This window comes from Shimia sp. SK013, assembly GCF_001292625.1.
Taxonomy (GTDB): domain Bacteria; phylum Pseudomonadota; class Alphaproteobacteria; order Rhodobacterales; family Rhodobacteraceae; genus Shimia.
Genome location: NZ_LAJH01000008.1, coordinates 1 through 16,383, shown reverse-complemented (window position 1 = coordinate 16,383; position 16,383 = coordinate 1). Strand labels below are relative to the sequence as shown.

24 protein-coding genes are annotated in these 16,383 nt (G+C 58.4%); 14 read left to right on the top strand and 10 right to left on the bottom strand.

What is annotated here, in order from left to right; genetic code table 11:
* Positions 1-196 precede the first annotated feature (196 nt).
* Together SHIM_RS02285 and SHIM_RS02280 are read left to right on the top strand one after the other, a co-directional pair.
* Positions 197-1,339, top strand: a complete 1,143-nt coding sequence (locus tag SHIM_RS02285) for an ATP-grasp domain-containing protein (protein ID WP_152926403.1) — start codon at positions 197-199, stop codon at positions 1,337-1,339.
* Positions 1,329-1,847 (top strand): prolyl-tRNA synthetase associated domain-containing protein, encoded by a 519-nt coding sequence (locus tag SHIM_RS02280; RefSeq protein WP_054001066.1) that lies wholly within the window; start codon positions 1,329-1,331, stop codon positions 1,845-1,847. The genes SHIM_RS02285 and SHIM_RS02280 overlap by 11 nt, the downstream gene beginning before the upstream one ends.
* Positions 1,848-1,905: 58 nt before the next feature.
* Here SHIM_RS02280 and SHIM_RS02275 read toward each other — a convergent pair whose 3' ends face one another.
* Together SHIM_RS02275 and SHIM_RS02270 are read right to left on the bottom strand one after the other, a co-directional pair.
* The gene (locus SHIM_RS02275) at positions 1,906-2,256 is read right to left on the bottom strand and encodes a DoxX family protein (protein ID WP_054001015.1); all 351 of its coding nucleotides are present in this window, start codon (positions 2,254-2,256) and stop codon (positions 1,906-1,908) included.
* Between the two features lie 105 nt (positions 2,257-2,361).
* A complete protein-coding gene (locus SHIM_RS02270) occupies positions 2,362-2,904 on the bottom strand; it encodes an FMN-dependent NADH-azoreductase (protein ID WP_054001065.1) in 543 nt (180 codons plus the stop codon).
* A gap of 127 nt (positions 2,905-3,031) precedes the next feature.
* Between SHIM_RS02270 and SHIM_RS02265 the strand changes: the two genes are divergently transcribed.
* The 4 genes from SHIM_RS02265 to SHIM_RS02250 all read left to right on the top strand — a co-directional run bounded on the left by SHIM_RS02265 (position 3,032) and on the right by SHIM_RS02250 (position 5,965).
* Complete coding sequence (locus SHIM_RS02265; protein ID WP_054001014.1) at positions 3,032-3,913, top strand: LysR family transcriptional regulator; 882 nt, start codon at positions 3,032-3,034, stop codon at positions 3,911-3,913.
* Positions 3,910-4,794 (top strand): DMT family transporter, encoded by an 885-nt coding sequence (locus SHIM_RS02260; protein ID WP_054001013.1) that lies wholly within the window; start codon positions 3,910-3,912, stop codon positions 4,792-4,794. Before SHIM_RS02265 ends, SHIM_RS02260 begins: the two co-directional genes overlap by 4 nt.
* Positions 4,795-5,029: 235 nt before the next feature.
* Positions 5,030-5,443, top strand: coding sequence for a universal stress protein (locus tag SHIM_RS02255; RefSeq protein ID WP_054001012.1), 414 nt, complete (start codon positions 5,030-5,032; stop codon positions 5,441-5,443).
* Between the two features lie 12 nt (positions 5,444-5,455).
* Positions 5,456-5,965 (top strand): ClbS/DfsB family four-helix bundle protein, encoded by a 510-nt coding sequence (locus SHIM_RS02250; RefSeq protein WP_054001011.1) that lies wholly within the window; start codon positions 5,456-5,458, stop codon positions 5,963-5,965.
* Here SHIM_RS02250 and SHIM_RS02245 read toward each other — a convergent pair.
* From SHIM_RS02245 to SHIM_RS02235, 3 genes are all read right to left on the bottom strand, one after another.
* A complete protein-coding gene (locus SHIM_RS02245) occupies positions 5,922-6,278 on the bottom strand; it encodes an ArsR/SmtB family transcription factor (RefSeq protein ID WP_054001010.1) in 357 nt (118 codons plus the stop codon). The two genes, SHIM_RS02250 and SHIM_RS02245, sit on opposite strands and share 44 nt — an antisense overlap.
* Positions 6,279-6,336: 58 nt before the next feature.
* Positions 6,337-6,591 carry a hypothetical protein gene (locus SHIM_RS02240; RefSeq protein ID WP_054001009.1) on the bottom strand — a complete coding sequence of 85 codons (255 nt, stop codon included), beginning with the start codon at positions 6,589-6,591 and terminating at the stop codon, positions 6,337-6,339.
* Positions 6,592-6,694: 103 nt separating this feature from the next.
* Positions 6,695-7,030: a hypothetical protein gene (locus tag SHIM_RS02235; protein WP_054001008.1), complete on the bottom strand. Its 336-nt coding sequence runs from the start codon at positions 7,028-7,030 to the stop codon at positions 6,695-6,697.
* 326 nt (positions 7,031-7,356) lie between these two features.
* On the opposite strand from SHIM_RS02235, the gene SHIM_RS02230 reads away from it, so the two are divergent.
* The 6 genes from SHIM_RS02230 to SHIM_RS02205 all read left to right on the top strand — a co-directional run bounded on the left by SHIM_RS02230 (position 7,357) and on the right by SHIM_RS02205 (position 10,436).
* Positions 7,357-7,686: an AtpZ/AtpI family protein gene (locus SHIM_RS02230; RefSeq protein WP_054001007.1), complete on the top strand. Its 330-nt coding sequence runs from the start codon at positions 7,357-7,359 to the stop codon at positions 7,684-7,686.
* A gap of 2 nt (positions 7,687-7,688) precedes the next feature.
* Positions 7,689-8,447, top strand: a complete 759-nt coding sequence (locus tag SHIM_RS02225) for a F0F1 ATP synthase subunit A (protein WP_054001006.1) — start codon at positions 7,689-7,691, stop codon at positions 8,445-8,447.
* A gap of 55 nt (positions 8,448-8,502) precedes the next feature.
* On the top strand, positions 8,503-8,727 hold the full coding sequence (locus SHIM_RS02220) for a F0F1 ATP synthase subunit C (RefSeq protein ID WP_054001005.1): 225 nt from the start codon (positions 8,503-8,505) through the stop codon (positions 8,725-8,727).
* A gap of 82 nt (positions 8,728-8,809) precedes the next feature.
* Positions 8,810-9,352 (top strand): F0F1 ATP synthase subunit B', encoded by a 543-nt coding sequence (locus SHIM_RS02215; protein ID WP_054001004.1) that lies wholly within the window; start codon positions 8,810-8,812, stop codon positions 9,350-9,352.
* Positions 9,353-9,356: 4 nt separating this feature from the next.
* Positions 9,357-9,917 (top strand): F0F1 ATP synthase subunit B, encoded by a 561-nt coding sequence (locus SHIM_RS02210; RefSeq protein ID WP_054001003.1) that lies wholly within the window; start codon positions 9,357-9,359, stop codon positions 9,915-9,917.
* Between the two features lie 123 nt (positions 9,918-10,040).
* Positions 10,041-10,436: a hypothetical protein gene (locus SHIM_RS02205; protein ID WP_152926399.1), complete on the top strand. Its 396-nt coding sequence runs from the start codon at positions 10,041-10,043 to the stop codon at positions 10,434-10,436.
* Between the two features lie 6 nt (positions 10,437-10,442).
* On the opposite strand, the gene SHIM_RS02200 is transcribed toward SHIM_RS02205, so the two are convergent.
* Positions 10,443-11,081 (bottom strand): ribonuclease T2 family protein, encoded by a 639-nt coding sequence (locus tag SHIM_RS02200; protein ID WP_054001001.1) that lies wholly within the window; start codon positions 11,079-11,081, stop codon positions 10,443-10,445.
* 148 nt (positions 11,082-11,229) lie between these two features.
* Between SHIM_RS02200 and SHIM_RS02195 the strand changes: the two genes are divergently transcribed.
* Positions 11,230-11,982 (top strand): DUF1013 domain-containing protein, encoded by a 753-nt coding sequence (locus SHIM_RS02195; RefSeq protein ID WP_054001000.1) that lies wholly within the window; start codon positions 11,230-11,232, stop codon positions 11,980-11,982.
* 67 nt (positions 11,983-12,049) lie between these two features.
* Here the strand turns inward: SHIM_RS02195 and SHIM_RS02190 are convergent, their stop codons facing one another.
* The 4 genes from SHIM_RS02190 to SHIM_RS02175 all read right to left on the bottom strand — a co-directional run bounded on the left by SHIM_RS02190 (position 12,050) and on the right by SHIM_RS02175 (position 15,556).
* Positions 12,050-12,640 (bottom strand): 3'-5' exonuclease, encoded by a 591-nt coding sequence (locus SHIM_RS02190; RefSeq protein WP_054000999.1) that lies wholly within the window; start codon positions 12,638-12,640, stop codon positions 12,050-12,052.
* Positions 12,641-12,703: 63 nt separating this feature from the next.
* Entirely contained in the window at positions 12,704-13,294 is a 591-nt protein-coding gene (gene recR / locus SHIM_RS02185) for a recombination mediator RecR (RefSeq protein ID WP_054001064.1), read from the bottom strand.
* Positions 13,295-13,363: 69 nt separating this feature from the next.
* Positions 13,364-13,708: a YbaB/EbfC family nucleoid-associated protein gene (locus tag SHIM_RS02180; protein WP_054000998.1), complete on the bottom strand. Its 345-nt coding sequence runs from the start codon at positions 13,706-13,708 to the stop codon at positions 13,364-13,366.
* A gap of 81 nt (positions 13,709-13,789) precedes the next feature.
* On the bottom strand, positions 13,790-15,556 hold the full coding sequence (locus tag SHIM_RS02175) for a DNA polymerase III subunit gamma/tau (RefSeq protein WP_054000997.1): 1,767 nt from the start codon (positions 15,554-15,556) through the stop codon (positions 13,790-13,792).
* Between the two features lie 170 nt (positions 15,557-15,726).
* On the opposite strand from SHIM_RS02175, the gene SHIM_RS02170 reads away from it, so the two are divergent.
* Complete coding sequence (locus SHIM_RS02170; RefSeq protein ID WP_054000996.1) at positions 15,727-16,197, top strand: protein-tyrosine phosphatase family protein; 471 nt, start codon at positions 15,727-15,729, stop codon at positions 16,195-16,197.
* The last annotated feature ends 186 nt before the right edge of the window (positions 16,198-16,383 follow it).

Genomic DNA, 16,383 nt, shown 5'->3' with positions numbered 1-16,383 from the left:
CCAACCTTGGCCCGTAGATAGGTACGAACCGCCCAAACGCCAATGTCCCCCATGGGCGCGACGCGCTGATGGGGGGCGATCCCGGCCTAAGCCATGGGACCGGAAGTTTGACAGACTCCCGGAGTTGGATGCGCAATTAGTCCTATTGCCTGGCGGAGTCAAGCGTGGCACCACATCGGGAAGTTAAGGATATTTCATGCACGTTCTTATAATGCGCGACCATTGGCAGGGCGCTTTGGCCTGTGTGCAAAGCTTCGGGCGGCGGGGGCACAAGGTGAGCCTAATGGTCAGCCCCATTATCTCTGCAATTGGTCGGTCGGATTATGTCACGGCTCTGGTGCCGGCATTTGCGGGAGCAGAGCCTGCCGCGCACGCGCGGTACCTGATTGATCAGGTGATACAGCTTGGTTTTGATCTGGTGGTGCCGATTTCGGACGACGACGCGCTTGCCGTTGCGTTGGCGGCGGAGATGGCGCCTGACGTCGGAGCCTTCGTCACGCCGTCAGTGGCGGCGGTCGCGCTGTGTCGGGACAGGAATGCTACGGCGGATTTGTGTGCGGACCTTGATATTCCGGTGCCGCGGTCGGCAACGGTGACGCGTGCCACTGCGCTTGATGCGGCGGAAGAGATCGGCTTTCCCTGCTTTCTAAAGTTGTCTGAAACATTGGCGTCGGCGGGTGTTTTCAGGGTCGATTCAGCTGAGGCGCTCGGTGCGCATTTGCATCGGATACCTGAGCCTGGTTGCGCGCAAATACAGGAAAATATCGAGGGGACATTTGTCGGCCTCGGAGGTGTTGCGATTGACGGGCGTTTGAAGGTGACTGTGGGGTTTGAGGTGGATGAGCGTTTGCAACTGGCTGGAACCCCGGCCTTTTGCACACCTGTGGACGGTCCGGCCTTGGATGCCGTGTTGCAAAAAATTACGCGTCATTTGAACTGGTCCGGCGGCATCGACCTGGACATGATCCGGCGGGCGGATGGCACCCACTTTTTGCTCGAAATCAATCCGCGGATGTCGGGCAGCATCAATGTTGGGCTGGCCATGGGGCGAGATTTGCCGGCGGCCTATCTTGAGGCAGTGGGCGGGGATGCCGGCGATCCGGTTTTTCCGCCAAAGTCGTTTGACACCTTTGTGCATGTCGTGGAGGAAGCCAGGCTGTTTCGGGACGCAGGCGGGCGTGACCTGGCGCGCATCATACGGGGGCAGGGGCTGGTTGCGGACAACGGGTACCCCGATGACTCCGGCTATGCGCGCTTGGTGCAGAACCAGGTGCGCAAGATTAAGCGCAAGGCGTTCTTGCGTCACATTCTGGGAAGAGGAGATGGCCATGGACAATGACGAGATGCATCAGCAGTCGGACCGCCTGTTGTCGCAGTTGGCGGGCTGGGGGATTGATGTGACGCTGCATACCCATGTGCCGCTGCGCACCGTGGAGGATGCGAAGTCGGTTGAAGCGGCGATGGTTGTCGAAGGTGAGGCGGCGTTTCGGGTGAAGAATCTGTATTTGCGGGACAAGAAGAAACGCAATTATCTGGTGACGCTGGAACAGGATCGCGAGATCGACCTGAAGACGCTTGGCAAGCAGTTGGGCGTCGGTGGCCTGTCGTTTGGGTCAGCGGACAGGCTGTTTGAAATGCTTGGTATTAGGCCCGGGGCGGTGAGCCCATTGGCGATGGCGACTGGGGCTGAAAAGGGTGTGCGGTTCATCATCGACAGCTCGGTGCGGGAGGCGGCGCGGATTTATATGCATCCTTTGGTGAACGACCGGACAGTGGCGATGGATGTGGTTGATCTATGGCCGTTTATGGACCGCGTGGGCGCGACGCCGGAGTTTTTGGAGTTTTAGTCAAAAAAACCGGCTGCGACAGACATCGCAGCCGGACTTTGTTTTTGGTGGCCGAGTTTTAGGCGCTCAGAGGGTTCTGGTCGCGGTGGGCATACGCCACATAGGCCGCGATCACACCCAGCACCAATGCAGGCACGGCGGATGGACCCAGGATCAGCAGGTGAGCCAAAACAGCCCCGATCATTGTGCAGACTAAAAGCGCTGCGCCGATCAGTTGTTTGCCAGGCACCCAGAGCAGGATAGCGCAGCCGACTTCGAGCGCGCCTGTGAGGTAGCGGAACCATTGGCCGACGCCGATTGCGTCAAAAGTGCCGACCATCATTTCATTTCCTGTCAGCTTGAAGAAGCCTGCGGCGACAAAGGCCAGCGTCAGCAGCGCCTTTGCGATGAGGAGAATGTATTTTTGCATGTGTCGTGTCCCAAGTTCTTGATTGGTTGTTTTGTGGGGCGGAAGCGTAAGGGCTCCCGCCAAAGGGAAAAAGCGTATCCGCGCACAGAGATGGTGCGGAAGCGCTCAGGCGGCCTTGGCGTCTACCACAGCGCCGTCTTTGTCGAGGATGGTCACATCGGTGATGCCGAGAAATCCGAAAACAAAGCGCAGGTAGTTGGAGGCGAAGTCAAAGTCCGAGCCCAGCGGCGTGCCGCCGGTGGCGATGGATACGATGGCCTTTTTGCCTTCAAGCAGGCCTTTGGGGCCGTTTTCAGTGTAAGCAAATGTCACGCCAGCGCGGGCGATCTGATCCACCCAAGCCTTGAGCACAGCGGGGATGGCAAAGTTATACAAGGCGGTGCCGATAACGATGGTGTCCGCGGCTTGCAGTTCCGCAACCAAAGTGTCGGAGATTTCCAGGGCGGCCTTTTGGGCATCGGTGCGGTTTTCCTCGGGCGTGAAGGTTGCTGTGGTGAAGGTCTCATCCAGAAACGGCAACCCATCGGCCAGGTCGCGGCGAAGGACCGTGTTGGCGCTGAGTTCGCCGACGAGGTCAGCAGATTTCACGCGCGATACAGAATCGGCAAAGCGGGCGGAGGCATCGATGTGCAGTACGGTGTGGGTCATTGTGTGTTCCTTGGCGGTGTGTTTGATCAACTGAGGGAACATTTAGATATTGCAAAATTTCACACAACTGCACTAATTGCGCATACTGTGTTTAAAAATGCACATAAGTAACGTGACGAGGGACCGTATGGACAACTGGGACGAAATCCGCACCGCGTATCAAGTGGCGCGATTGGGCACGGTCAGCGGCGCGGCAGACGTGTTGGGTGTGCACCATGCTACGGTGATCCGCCATATCGACTCGTTGGAGGCCAAGTTGGGCCTAAAGCTGTTTCAGCGTCACGCGCGGGGATATACGGCAACGGAGGCCGGGCAGGACCTGATGCGGGTGGCGCAGGCCACAGATGACCAGTTCGGCCAACTCGAAGGCCGCATGAAAGGCCGTGGCGAGGATGTGTCGGGCGAATTGGTGGTGACGTCGTTGGGCGGCTTTGCGCCCTTGTTGGCGCCGGTATTGGCGGAGTTTCAGGCAGCGCATCCGGATTTGATGGTGCGGTTCTTGACGGGAGACAGGGTGTTTAGGTTGGAGTACGGCGAGGCGCATGTGGCGATCCGGGCCGGTGTTGGCGAAGAGCAGCCCGACAATGTGGTGCAGTCTCTGGCCCAGTTGCCGTCGGCGTTGTTTGCGTCGGGTGCCTATATCGCGCGGTGGGGCGTTCCAAAAGACGAGTCGGATTTGGTCAATCACCGGTTTGTCGGGCATGACAACGAAGAAAGCCGCGCGCCATTTTATCAGTGGTTAAAACAATATGTGCCGAGGGAAAATGTGACGTTCCGCTCGACGTCGGATCGCGGAATTGCCGCAGCTATCCGATCCGGTGCGGGACTTGGGTTTCTGCCGAAGTGGTCGGCAGAGAATGAAGAGGGGTTGCAGCAAGTGTTGCCGCCGCGCCCCGAATGGGCGGTGCATGTGCGGCTTGTGACCCACGTCGATTTGCACCGAACCACCAAAGTGCAGACCTTTTTGAAATTTTTGAAAGACCATGCTCAGGGGTGGCAGACAAAATGAGCGGCGCACAACGCGGCCATTTGGCGATGCTACTGTTCTCTGCCTTGGTGGCGGGGTCGTTTTCGCTTGGGGGAATGGTGGCCAATGAAGTGGCGCCAGCGGCCCTGAACGCGATACGGTTTCTGATCGCGGGGGCGGTGATCGGGGTGGCTGCGCTGGCCACAGGCGGGATTCCTTCGGGCAGCTTTCGTGCGCCTTGGCGGTATCTGGTGCTGGGCGGACTTTTCGCGATCTATTTTGTGCTGATGTTTGAGGGGCTGAAGACCGCGCATCCGGTGAGCACAGCGGCGGTGTTCACGTTGACACCTTTGATGTCTGCCGGATTTGGCTGGGTGTTGTTGCGCCAGATCACCACGCGGCGGATGGCGGTGGCGCTGGCCATTGGCGCGGTTGGGGCTTTGTGGGTCATCTTTCGCGCGGATTGGGCGGCGTTTTTGCGGTTTGAGGTCGGGGAAGGCGAAGTCTACTACTTCTGGGGGTGCGTGGCCCACGCGGCCTATACGCCGATGGTGCGCAAGTTGAACCGAGGCGAGCGGCCCGTGGTGTTCACCTTTGGCATGTTGATGGCGGGGCTGGCTGTTTTGACGGTGTTTGGCTGGGGCGACATTCGGGCGACAAACTGGGCTGACTTGTCGCCGCTTGTTTGGGGCACCGTGATATATCTGGCGATTTTTGCCAGCGCGTCGACATTTGTGTTGTTGCAATTTGCGGCCCTTGAGCTGCCGAGTGCGAAGGTCATGGCCTATACCTATCTGGTGCCGACGTGGGTCATCTGCTGGGAATTCGGGCTGGGGCACGGGGCGCCGTCGGGATTTGTTTTGATTGGCGTGGCGCTGACGATTGGGGCCCTGGTGTTGCTGCTGGAAACTGATGCGTCTTGATTTTGGCGCGTGACGTTTGTGGCGCTGAAAAACTGACGGGACCGCCCTGAAACCGCGATGCAAGGCAGACGGGCACCGCCGTTTTGGCCGCACCTTTGGGTCTTGGTAAACCGGATAAAGCGCCAGCGTCGTTGGTTGGTGCGTTTCAAGTTTGCGCCGGATGGGCTTGAGCCATCTCAAAGACAGGGGCCATCGGTCGCGTTACATAGAGGCCACCTTTAGAGAGGAGGGTCTGATGTACACGCACATAATGGTACCGGTGGATTTGACGTTGCCGCCCGCAATTGACCGCGCAGCGGAAGTCGCCGGAAAGATCGCTCAATGGCAACAAGCAAAGATCACGCTGATGGCGGTGGTGGGCACAGGCATCAGCGCCGCGCCGCATGACCCGGAAGCGGTGGACAAGGCGCTTGAGGATGCGCGCAAACGGTTTGACGCCTATACGACGCAGCCGATTTCCAAATGCACAATCGACAGCCACGATGTGGCTGCGGAACTGGATCACGATCTGACAGTTGCCGCCGAACAGCTTGGCGTCGATTTGGTGGTGGTGGGCACCCACGCGCCGCGGGTGATGGATTTTCTGACTACAGGACACGCGGGATATTTGGCGAAACACGCCAAAATGTCGGTTCTCGTTGTGCGCTGAGGAGGAAGGCAGATGCCAGCAGCGACAAACAAAGCCGACCTTTGCGCGGTCGCCGAAAAGGAATTTGGCAAGCTGACCGCCTTGCTGGACGACGTGAGTGCAGATTTGGCGTCGCAAGCGTTTGAAGACGGACCGTCGATCAAAGATGTGGTCGCGCATCGTGCCCACTGGATCACGTTGTTTTTAGGGTGGTTCGCGGACGGGCAAGCCGGAAAGGACGTTGCTTTCCCGGCTCCGGGTTACAAGTGGAGCGAGTTGAAAGCCTACAACGCTATGATGCGGAAGAAAAATGCAGGGCAGTCGTGGGACGAGGTCAAGGATGCGCTGTCGAACGCGCAAGCCAGTTGGGTGCGCTTGATCGGGAGCTTGAGCGACGCGGACCTTTATGGCGGGCCGATGAAAGGGGCGAATAACAAGTGGACCACCGGGCGCTGGGCCGAGGCGGCGGCGCCGTCGCATTATCGGTCTGCAGCAAAGTTTATTCGGGCGTGTTTGAGGGCGGCTCAGTCGGCGGATCGGTGAGTTCTGTTTCCAGAAAACGCTCAAAGGCGTCGAGGTTCACAGGCTCGAACTGACCAAATCCCTGCATCCAGACCGATGCGGCGCGCAGAGCGTCGGGCTCCAGCTTGCACCATTTCACTCGGCCGCGTTTTTCCTGAGAGATCAGACCGGCGTTGGCCAAAATCATCAGATGTTTGGAGATCGCGGCGAGAGACATTTCAAACGGCTCTGCCACATCGGTCACGGCCATGTCGTCCTCAAGCAACATGTTGAGGATTTCGCGGCGGGTTGGATCCGCTAGGGCCGAGAAGACGGTATCGAGGGTGGTGGTCATGGCCCCTCATAGCGTGTTGGTGCAAAGCGGGGAAGAGGCGCGGTCCTGATTGGGACCGCTACTGGAGCGCCAGGTCCTTAAATGGTTTAGGCGGGTTCTCGTCAAAGTCGTAGTAGGTCACGGTGTTGAAATTGCCGCGGAAGCGTTGGTCGAACAGGAAATAGAGATCGCCCAGCGGGTTGGGGTCCGCAAGTGCGCAATCATGGCGCGACAGGGCGCGGTATTGGCCGTTTAGCACCACCTCGAGCACAACGGTGGTGCCATCAATACAGAGGGCCTCGGCCGGATTGCCGTCGCCGTTCTGCGAGGTCACGGTTGAAATAATGGCAGGGGTGGCAGGGTCGAAGGGGGCGATTTGCGCAAGAAATCCCTGTACCCTTTGCCACTGTGCGCGGTTGAGCCACTTTTTTTTGCGCTTAGGTCAGCCCAACGATCTCGCCTTCAGAATCCAGCTTCAGTTTCTTTAAAGTCAGCTGAGGGCGGCCCTTGTCCGTCAGATGCAGTCGCACCGTGGCAGGGGCGGCTAAGGAGGGGTGGCGGGTGATGCGGATGACGGTGCCGGGCGTGGAAGACGACAGGATCGGTTCATCCATATGTTTGAGGCGATCGCCATACCATTCTTCGTAAAAGGCCGCGTTTTCGGTATCACCGGGCGCGGCCCATGTATCCGCAGGGAAGTAGGTGGCGGCCAGAAGCGGCGGGGTCAAAAGCGAAAAGAAGGCAGCGGCAAGAAGGCGGGTCAAAAAAGGCATCAAAACAGTCTCGGTTGGCGCGGAGCGCGCGGCTCGTAACAGGATGCGGCAGAGAGTGGCACAGTGTGGCGGCTAGGGGAACCGTAGGCGAGGCCATGGCGCGCTCCTGTGGTAATCGTGCAAAACTCAACCAAATCGTTGAATAAGCGAAAGGCTGCAGATTCAGCGCGCGGGTAGTGGTCGGTCTTGGCCTGCGACGTCTAATTTTGATAATTTATTGCGTCAAAACAGGCAGTTAAGCTGCGTCTTCCTGTCCGATCAATGTCATTGACTCATTCCCTTTGCCGCAATAGCACTACGCCATCGTCAGCGGAGGGATTTTGCGCGTGACCGAGCCGGGCCAAAAAGACCAAATGCAGCGTCTTGAGGAGCGGATCGAGGCGGCCAAAAAGGCCCAGGACCCCAAACCCCGCGCTGATGAGCACTATTCGGGCGCCAATCAGGCGTGGCGCATGGTGGTAGAAATGGTAGCCGGTCTCGGGATCGGTTTTGGCATCGGATATGCGCTGGACAGCGTGTTCGGGACACTCCCGATCTTCATGGTGCTGTTCACATTGTTTGGTCTTGCCGCGGGTATCAACGTTATGATGCGCACCGCCAAAGAGATCGAAGAGAAACAAGCGGCCGAGGTCGCTGAAAGAGACGAGAGGAACTGAACGTGGCAAGCGAAGCACACGGCGCAGAGAGTGGCGGTCTGGAATTCCACCCGATGGATCAGTTCATCATCAAACCTTTGTTTGGTGGCGACATAATCAATTGGTACACCCCTACAAACGTGACCCTTTGGATGGCCTTGGCCGTTGTGGCCGTCATTGCATTGATGGTTGTTGGCACGCGCCGCCGCGCGGTTGTGCCATCGCGCAGCCAGTCGATCGGCGAGCTGGCGTACGGTTTTGTCTATAAGATGGTCGAAGATGTGGCCGGCAAGGACGCGATCAAGTTCTTCCCCTACATCATGACGCTTTTCATGTTCATCGTGTTTGCCAACTTCCTTGGCCTGATCCCGATGTCCTTTACCACCACAAGCCACTTTGGTGTGACTGTGGTGCTGGCCTTGTTGGTGTTCCTGACCGTGACCGTCGTTGGTTTCGTCAAGAACGGCATGGGCTTCCTTGGTCTCTTCTGGGTCTCAAGCGCGCCGCTGGCGTTGCGTCCGATCCTGGCGATCATCGAACTGATTTCTTACTTCGTCCGCCCTGTCAGCCACAGCATCCGTCTTGCGGGTAACGTGATGGCCGGTCACGCGGTGATCAAAGTGTTCGCGGGCTTTGCCGCGATCGCCGTGGTCAGCCCTGTGTCCGTGGTGGCGATCACCGCGATGTACGGTCTGGAGGTCCTCGTGGCCTTTATCCAAGCCTACGTCTTTACTATTCTGACCTGTGTGTATCTGAAAGATGCGCTGCATCCTTCGCACTAACGGTCCCAGAAACACGAACTCTACTATTAACTTCCAATCGTAAGGAGATACACTCATGGAAGGTCAACTCGCACACATCGGCGCAGGTCTCGCAGCAATCGGTTCCGGCGCAGCCGCTATCGGTGTTGGTAACGTGGCAGGCAACTTCTTGGCTGGCGCTCTGCGCAACCCATCCGCAGCTGCTGGTCAGACTGCAACTCTCTTCATCGGCATCGCGTTTGCGGAAGCACTGGGCATCTTCTCGTTCCTGGTTGCGCTTCTGCTGATGTTCGCCGTCTAAGCCTACGGAACCATCCTTACGTGCGGGTGCGGGCACCTTAGTGCCCCACCCGTAATCACACGGAAGTTCCCAGGAGGACGTCATGGCGACCACTACAACTGACGCCGCAGGCCACGCCGCAGAGGCTGCCTCTGCACCGGGCATGCCACAGCTCGACTTTTCGAACTGGGGCAACCAGATTTTCTGGCTTTTGATCACGCTGGTCGTGATCTACTTCGTCCTGTCGCGCATCGCGCTGCCGCGCATCGCTGCGGTTCTGGCTGAACGCCAGGGGACCATTACGAATGACATCGCCGCAGCTGAAGAGCTGAAGGCGAAAGCTGTAGAAGCGGAAGAGGCCTACAATCAGGCTTTGGCAGATGCGCGTGTTGAAGCGCAGAAAATCGCTGCTGAAGCGAAGGCCGAGATCCAGGCAGACCTGGACGTCGCAATACAGAAGGCTGATGCGGAAATTTCCGCTAAGGCGGCTGAATCGGAGAAGGCAATTGCTGAAATCCGTGCCGGTGCGCTGGACAGCATCAAGGATGTTGCCGATGCAACTGCGAACGAAGTTGTCGCAGCGCTGGGTGGCAAAGCAGATGCCAAAGCCGTAACCAAAGCGGTCGCTGACCGGATGAAAGGGTAAGACCATGCGCACAACACTCGCAACCGTCACCGCCCTTATGATGGCAAGCCCTGCGTTTGCTGCCAGCGGCCCGTTCTTTTCGTTGAAGAACACCGACTTTGTCGTGACGTTGGGTTTCATCCTGTTCATCGCGGTGCTGTTTTACTTCAAAGTGCCTTCCCTTTTGGGTGGGATGTTGGACAAGCGCGCCGACGACATCAAATCCGAACTGGACGAAGCCCGCGCCCTGCGCGAGGAAGCCCAGACGGTACTGGCGTCTTACGAGCGTAAACAGCAAGAAGTAAAAGAGCAGGCGGCGCGCATCATCGCGCAGGCCAAAGAAGAAGCCCAAAACGCGGCTATTCAGGCCAAGGCGGATCTTGAAGACTCGATTGTCCGTCGTTTGGCTGCGGCACAGGACCAGATCGCATCTGCGCAGGCTTCGGCCGTCAAAGAAGTGCGCGATCAGGCCGTTTCGGTGGCCATTGCGGCCGCGCGCAACGTGATTTCCGATCAGATGACAGCGGCAGACGCCAACAAGCTGATCGAGACCGGAATCTCCGAGGTCGACTCCAAGCTGCACTAAGCATTGGTACATGAGACAGAAAAAGCCCGGACGGCAACGTCCGGGCTTTTTGCATTTTTGCCGTGATGTGGTCTCAAACCTGTGGTTATGCTGTTGGCAACAAGACAAAAAGGAGAAGCAGCAATGAAGAATTCGATTGCGGCGTTGATTTGCCTGCCGCTATTGGGCGCGTGTTCGCTGGACATGATGCGCGTCAGCACCACGCCAACGACACCGACATCGCAAGAGGTGTTTTGGGCCAAGAACCGTTTGGCTGAGCAGGCAAGTAATCCAGGTTTGGCGCAGTTCCCCGAATTTAGAACATATGCGCTGAGCAACGGGCATCAACTGTATTGCGGCACGATGGTGCGTGGCAACAACAGTGGTGGCCAAAGCGAGCCGATACCCTTTTATCTGCGCGCGGACGGGGACAGTGTGATGGCCTTGAACTGGGTCAGCACAAGCGCCGACTTTTCGCGTGGCAAATGCGAAGAAGCGGCGAGCGGCAAGTTAAGGATCAACAAGCTGTCAGATGATTGATACAAATCAGCGCAGCGGGTCAAACCGCGCGCTGTCCAATTTGCAATCCCGGCTGACATCGCGCCCACAAGGCACCGGATTGAGATCGCGTGACAAACATACGCGCGCCTCTTGGATAAATCCATCCCGGCAAGTGATGGTCAGCGTGTCTGGCGCGAGGCGTGGGTTGGCTTTGAGAAACGCCTGTTCCACCACTGAAGCTGGCAAGCGCACTGTCTGATCCAATTCTCGGAACACTGTGGGGCGGGTCACGCTGTCGTAGGCTTGGCGCGACAAAGCGAAGTAATCCTCGGCGGACAGGCCGGAGCAGGTGCCATGCTTTTTCCATTGGTGCCACGCCAGACCTGAGGTGCCCATGATGTCGGCCATGTCATTTGTCAGGCTACGCGGTGGATTGCGGTGGGTGGTGCGGCAATAGTCCGGCCAGCCCTGATGGTATTGCGGCCAGAGCCCGTGCAGCACCCAGCCGTGGTCTTCGCCGGTGTCACATTGCGGCGAACGCTTGGCGTCGCCTTCGATGGCGCACCAGTTTGGTGACCAGCTGAGTGCCATGACATAATAGTCAAAGTCACCGGCAATGTCGTCGTCGGCAAAGGCGTGCCCAGCCAAAAGGGCGGCTAGGAGGAGGCTTATCAAATGGCGCATTGGGTCTTTCCTTTTTGTCTTGACCGCACTATATCGGCCTCAAGTTCCCCGACAACGGCAACCCGCACCAGACCAACGGTGCCGTCTGACAAAAGTCAGGCGACGGGAAACCTATATGCGGCGAAAGAGATTCGTAAGGAGTAGACACATGGCAAAACTGTTGCACCCCAAGGCCACCGCCGTCTGGCTGGTGGACAACACCACGATCAGCTTCAAGCAGATCGCGGATTTTGTTGGCATGCACGAATTGGAAATTCAGGGCATCGCGGATGGCGATGTGGCCACTGGCGTGAAGGGTTTTGACCCCGTTGCCAACAACCAATTGGTTCAGGAAGAGCTTACAAACGCGGAAACCAATCCGCTTTATAAGATGAAGCTGAAATTCAATGCGGCTGCTACAGGCGAAGAAAAGCGTCGCGGCCCGCGTTATACACCTTTGTCCAAACGTCAGGACCGTCCGGCGTCGATCTATTGGCTGGTGAAATTCCACCCCGAGCTGAGCGATGGCCAAATTGGCAAGCTGGTTGGCACCACCAAGCCAACAATTCAGGCGATCCGCGAGCGGACCCACTGGAATATTGCCAACATTCAGCCAATTGATCCGGTGGCATTGGGTCTGTGCAAACAGTCCGAATTGGATGCGGTTGTACAAAAAGCCGCCGCGAAGAAAGCAGCGGATGGCGAAGTGATGACCGATGATGAGCGTCGCAAGCTGGTGAGCACGCAGACGTCTTTGGGCATGGAAGCCGAACCGAAAATCCCAACGGCGATCGAAGGTCTGGAAACCTTCTCACTGTCTGATGATGACAGCGAAAAGGATGCATCGGATGCGGATTTCTCGGATGCCGACAGTTTCTTCAACCTGCCGGAAAACGAAGACGAAGACGAGCAGCCACGCTAAGTCTGACCGTTACAGAACACAAAAAGGCCGTCCATCTGGGCGGCCTCTTTTTTTGCCAAAGCCCCTTTCAGATCGGCAGGTTTAGCTGGCGGTTCGTCTTAAGATGGGCCAAGCGCACGCCCGTTGTTTCTTCTGCCTTGAGGATCACACAGGCCGCCGCGCGCGCGTCTTCGCCCGCATCGTGGTGATGAAAGCTGAGGCCGAGATGTTTTTTGAGATTGGCCAGCCCGTGTCCGCCTGCTCCTTTTAGGGCGGGCCATGCTTGGCGGGCCACTTTGACGCTGTTTGTCCAATGTGAGGTGAGCATGGGCAGATCATAGCGCGCGCAGGCAGCGGTCATGACCTTTTCGTCAAAGGTGCTGTGTTGCACAAGGCTGTGGGTGTTAAGCCGGTCAAACAAGGCGGCGTAGACCGTCGGGAATGTCGCGGCATCGCGCACGGTTTCGGCGGAAATGCCGTGAAGCTCCGTGTTGAAGGCCTCAAAGGGATCTTCGGGGTCAACCAGGACCGAATAGGTCTGCATGGTCCCTGTGTCGCTGACAAAACAGAGGCCAATTTGACAAATGCTGCCAGCGGCCCTGCTGGCGGTTTCGACATCCAGAGCGATGAACCGGAAGGGCCCGTCAGGGGGCGTTGGAAGATGTCCAAATTTGTTCAACGTGTTTGCCTCCGCAGAGCCTTACATCTGTTTGGTTTTGGCACAGCTGGGCAGAAGGACGCTTTAGAGCGTTTTGCGCGCGTTCAGGGCGGCGCTGATGGTGCCTTCGTCGAGATAGTCCAACTCCCCGCCCACAGGCACGCCTTGGGCCAGAGAGGTCAGCCGAACGCGCTCTTCAAGTTGGTCTGCGATATAGTGCGCCGTTGTCTGGCCGTCGACAGTGGTGTTGAGCGCCAGAATAACTTCGGTGATTTGCTCGGAAGCAACACGGTCAACCAGCTTGGGAATGGAGATGTCTTCGGGTCCAACACCTTCGAGAGCGGACAGGGTGCCGCCAAGCACATGGTAGCGGCCCTGAAAGACGCTCGCGCGTTCCATGGCCCATAGATCGGACACATCTTCGACCACGCAAAGTTCGCCCGTGGCGCGTTTTTCGGAGGCGCAAATGTCACAAATGTCGGTGGTGCCGACGTTGCCGCAGTTCAGGCATTCACGGGCGGAAACGGCCACGGCCTGCATGGCGTCTGCAAGCGGAGCAAGCAGAAAGCCACGTTTGCGAATAAGGTGCAGAACCGCACGTCGTGCGGAGCGGGGGCCAAGCCCGGGCAGCTTGGCCATCATCTCGATCAGCGTGTCTATGTCGGAACTGCTCATGTCTTGCGCCCTTTGCTGGGTCATCTCTGCTTAACTATAGCGAGAAGTGGCGGGGGGCGTGCAAGTTCTTTAGAACGGCAGTTTCATGTCAGCGGGCAGACCCAGCTCTGACGTGATCTTGCCGAGCTCTTCTTGTGCGCGATCCGCCGCCTTGGTCTGTGCATCTTTGATGGCCGCAAGGATCAGGTCTTCGACCACTTCTTTGTCCTCGCCGTTGAAAATGGAGGGGTCGATGTCGAGCGCCTTGAGTTCACCTTTGGCCGACGCGGTGGCCTTGACCAGACCGGCGCCGCTTTCGCCAACAACCATCATGTTGTGCAGTTCTTCCTGCATATCAGTCATTTTGGCTTGCATGTCTTGGGCTTTTTTCATCATCCCGGCCATGTCGCCGAGGTTACCGAGGCCTTTAAGCATCTGGGTCTCTCCTTAAGTGTTGTTGCGGCCTAAATACGGATGATGGACCTTGTTTACAAGGTCGCGTCGTCGCAGTTGCGATCAGTCTTCCTCAAATGGATCCCATTCGTCTTCGACCTCAGGCAGGGCTTCGGCCAGGGCTTCGTTGGTGATCTCTTGGCGGGACTTGATGTCGGTGATCTTGGCTTTGGGGAACGCCTCCAGCACAGCCTGCACCAGTGGATGGGTTTTGGCCTCGGTGCGCATGGCGTTTTCGGCGGCGTTGCGGATTTCGTCGATGGTGTCGGCACCACCTTCGGAAACGACGATCACCGCCCAGCGGTTGTTGGTCCAGCGTTGCAGTTGCGTACCAAGGCGCTGCGCGAGGTCCTTGGGCGCGTTGGGAGCGGGTTCAAATTCGATGCGGCCGGGCTGGTAGGCCACGAGGCGCAAGTATTTCTCGACTTGCACCCGCAGAACGCCGTCGCGACGTCTGCGGATCAGTTCGAGCACATGTTCAAAAGTTGCGTAGCGCGCCAGTGCCTGATTGTCGGCAATCGCCAGCGCGGTCACGTTGCCACCTTGGCTGCCACCGCCATTGGGCACTGCGCCGCCTTGATAGCCGCCTTGTTGGGTAGGCACGCCTGCTTGGCCCATGGCGGCACCGCCGCCTGGACCGCCAGATGGCGGCATAGGCGGGCGCGGGGTGTCTTGCAGTTTGCGCACCAATTCTTCGGGGCTGGGTAGGTCGGCGACATGCGTCAGGCGAATGATGGCCATTTCTGCCGCCATCATGGCGTTGGGCGCGGAAGCAACCTCGTCCAAGGCCTTGAGCAGCATTTGCCACATGCGGGTCAGCACGCGCATGGGCAGGGTCTCGGCCATGGACTGACCGCGCGCCCGTTCGTCTGGCGTCACTGTGGGGTCTTCTGACGCCTCAGGCGTGACTTTGACCACGGAAATCCAGTGGGTGATTTCCGCCAGATCGCGCAGCACGGCCATTGGGTCGGCGCCGTCGGCATATTGCGAAGACAGCTCGTTAAGGGCGTCGCCAGCGTCGCCGCGCAAGATCATGTCAAAGAGATCCAGCACACGGCCACGGTCAGCAAGACCCAGCATGGCGCGGACCTGATCGGCGGTGGTTTCGCCGGCACCGTGGGAAATGGCTTGGTCCAGCAGGGATGTGGCATCACGGGCCGAGCCTTCGGCGGCGCGGGTGATCAGCGCCAGCGCATCGTCGGCAATCTTGGCGTTTTCGGCAGCGGCGATTTTGCGCAGCAGGCCAATCTGGTCTTCGGGTTCGATGCGCCGCAAGTCGAAACGTTGACAGCGAGACAGAACCGTCACCGGCACCTTGCGGATTTCGGTGGTGGCGAAGATGAATTTCACATGCGCGGGCGGCTCTTCCAGGGTTTTGAGCAGCGCGTTGAACGCACTGGTCGAGAGCATGTGTACCTCATCGATGATGTAGATCTTGTAGCGCGCCGAGGCCGCGCGGTAGTGCACCGAATCGATGATCTCGCGGATGTCGTTCACGCCAGTGCGAGAGGCCGCGTCCATTTCCATCACATCGACGTGGCGGCCTTCCATAATGGCCACGCAATGTTCGCATTGGCCACAAGGATCGGTGGTTGGGCCGCCACCGCCGTCAGGGCCGATGCAGTTCATACCTTTGGCGATAATGCGGGCAGTGGTGGTTTTGCCGGTGCCGCGAATGCCGGTCATGACAAAGGCCTGAGCGATGCGGTCAGCTTCAAACGCGTTTTTGAGCGTGCGCACCATGGCGGACTGCCCCACCAGATCAGCAAAGGTTTCCGGGCGGTATTTACGCGCGAGAACCTGATAGCCTGTGTCGGGGGTGTCGGTCATAGTGGCAGCCTGTTTGGTCGGACGTGTCTGGGTCCGCCGGATTCGGCGGATCAGGCGTCAGGTTAAGCGGGGCAGGGCGGCGCGTCCACCAGCAAAGCGATCTGATCTGCTGGGCGCGGGCGCCGCGCGGAGGAGGGTGCGTATGTTTAAACCAGAGAAAGGTCAAAGGCATGGCGTTTGAGATTGTGGACTGGTCGATTGGCACGGGCACGGTTGCGTTGAGTCCGCTGCCGACGGCAAAACACGAGTTTGATGCGCTGCGCGCTTGGCTGCCGGACGTGATTGTCAGTCTGACACTGGATGAAGAGACGGGCGCGTCCTTGGGGGTCTTGCAAAGAGGGGACTGGGAGTGGCACCACAACGAAATCACCGATTTCGGCACGCCTGATGCGGCGTTTGACGCCGTCTGGCCGGACATGTCGGCGCGACTGTTGATGCGCTTGCAGGCCGGTGGCCGAGTGTTGGTGCATTGCCGTGGCGGATGCGGGCGGTCAGGTATGGTGGTTTTGGCGCTGATGGTGGCGGCAGGGCAGGATTTTGACAAGGCGTTGAAACGTCTGCGCGCACGCCGGCCCTGTGCGGTGGAAACTGATGCACAATTGGCGTGGGCCAAGGGGCTGTCATTGCAAAAACATAGCTAGATCGCGGATTGGCAGAAACTCACATGTTCTTGTCTGAAAGGGGACATGCAATTGGTCGGGCAGGGCACATATCCAATGTATCAGAACGACAGAGACCTTCGGCAAACAGGTCGCATCCTTCTGATATGACGCCAACATGTGCGTTATGGCTATGCGTCGGTCTCGCCGACATTCCCTCCCTCCCTC

Excerpts from the sequence above, each read along its gene's own strand:
- recR (WP_054001064.1), bottom strand. The coding sequence starts at position 13,294 with ATGAGCAGTTCCGACATAGACACGCTGATCGAGATGATGGCCAAGCTG.
- SHIM_RS02215 (WP_054001004.1), top strand. The coding sequence starts at position 8,810 with ATGGCGACCACTACAACTGACGCCGCAGGCCACGCCGCAGAGGCTGCC.
- SHIM_RS02200 (WP_054001001.1), bottom strand. The coding sequence starts at position 11,081 with ATGCGCCATTTGATAAGCCTCCTCCTAGCCGCCCTTTTGGCTGGGCAC.
- SHIM_RS02205 (WP_152926399.1), top strand. The coding sequence starts at position 10,041 with ATGAAGAATTCGATTGCGGCGTTGATTTGCCTGCCGCTATTGGGCGCG.
- SHIM_RS02260 (WP_054001013.1), top strand. The coding sequence starts at position 3,910 with ATGAGCGGCGCACAACGCGGCCATTTGGCGATGCTACTGTTCTCTGCC.
- SHIM_RS02210 (WP_054001003.1), top strand. The coding sequence starts at position 9,357 with ATGCGCACAACACTCGCAACCGTCACCGCCCTTATGATGGCAAGCCCT.
- SHIM_RS02170 (WP_054000996.1), top strand. The coding sequence starts at position 15,727 with ATGGCGTTTGAGATTGTGGACTGGTCGATTGGCACGGGCACGGTTGCG.
- SHIM_RS02280 (WP_054001066.1), top strand. The coding sequence starts at position 1,329 with ATGGACAATGACGAGATGCATCAGCAGTCGGACCGCCTGTTGTCGCAG.
- SHIM_RS02180 (WP_054000998.1), bottom strand. The coding sequence starts at position 13,708 with ATGCTTAAAGGCCTCGGTAACCTCGGCGACATGGCCGGGATGATGAAA.
- SHIM_RS02220 (WP_054001005.1), top strand. The coding sequence starts at position 8,503 with ATGGAAGGTCAACTCGCACACATCGGCGCAGGTCTCGCAGCAATCGGT.
- SHIM_RS02285 (WP_152926403.1), top strand. The coding sequence starts at position 197 with ATGCACGTTCTTATAATGCGCGACCATTGGCAGGGCGCTTTGGCCTGT.
- SHIM_RS02250 (WP_054001011.1), top strand. The coding sequence starts at position 5,456 with ATGCCAGCAGCGACAAACAAAGCCGACCTTTGCGCGGTCGCCGAAAAG.
- SHIM_RS02275 (WP_054001015.1), bottom strand. The coding sequence starts at position 2,256 with ATGCAAAAATACATTCTCCTCATCGCAAAGGCGCTGCTGACGCTGGCC.
- SHIM_RS02270 (WP_054001065.1), bottom strand. The coding sequence starts at position 2,904 with ATGACCCACACCGTACTGCACATCGATGCCTCCGCCCGCTTTGCCGAT.
- SHIM_RS02235 (WP_054001008.1), bottom strand. The coding sequence starts at position 7,030 with ATGCCTTTTTTGACCCGCCTTCTTGCCGCTGCCTTCTTTTCGCTTTTG.
- SHIM_RS02195 (WP_054001000.1), top strand. The coding sequence starts at position 11,230 with ATGGCAAAACTGTTGCACCCCAAGGCCACCGCCGTCTGGCTGGTGGAC.
- SHIM_RS02245 (WP_054001010.1), bottom strand. The coding sequence starts at position 6,278 with ATGACCACCACCCTCGATACCGTCTTCTCGGCCCTAGCGGATCCAACC.
- SHIM_RS02255 (WP_054001012.1), top strand. The coding sequence starts at position 5,030 with ATGTACACGCACATAATGGTACCGGTGGATTTGACGTTGCCGCCCGCA.
- SHIM_RS02175 (WP_054000997.1), bottom strand. The coding sequence starts at position 15,556 with ATGACCGACACCCCCGACACAGGCTATCAGGTTCTCGCGCGTAAATAC.
- SHIM_RS02265 (WP_054001014.1), top strand. The coding sequence starts at position 3,032 with ATGGACAACTGGGACGAAATCCGCACCGCGTATCAAGTGGCGCGATTG.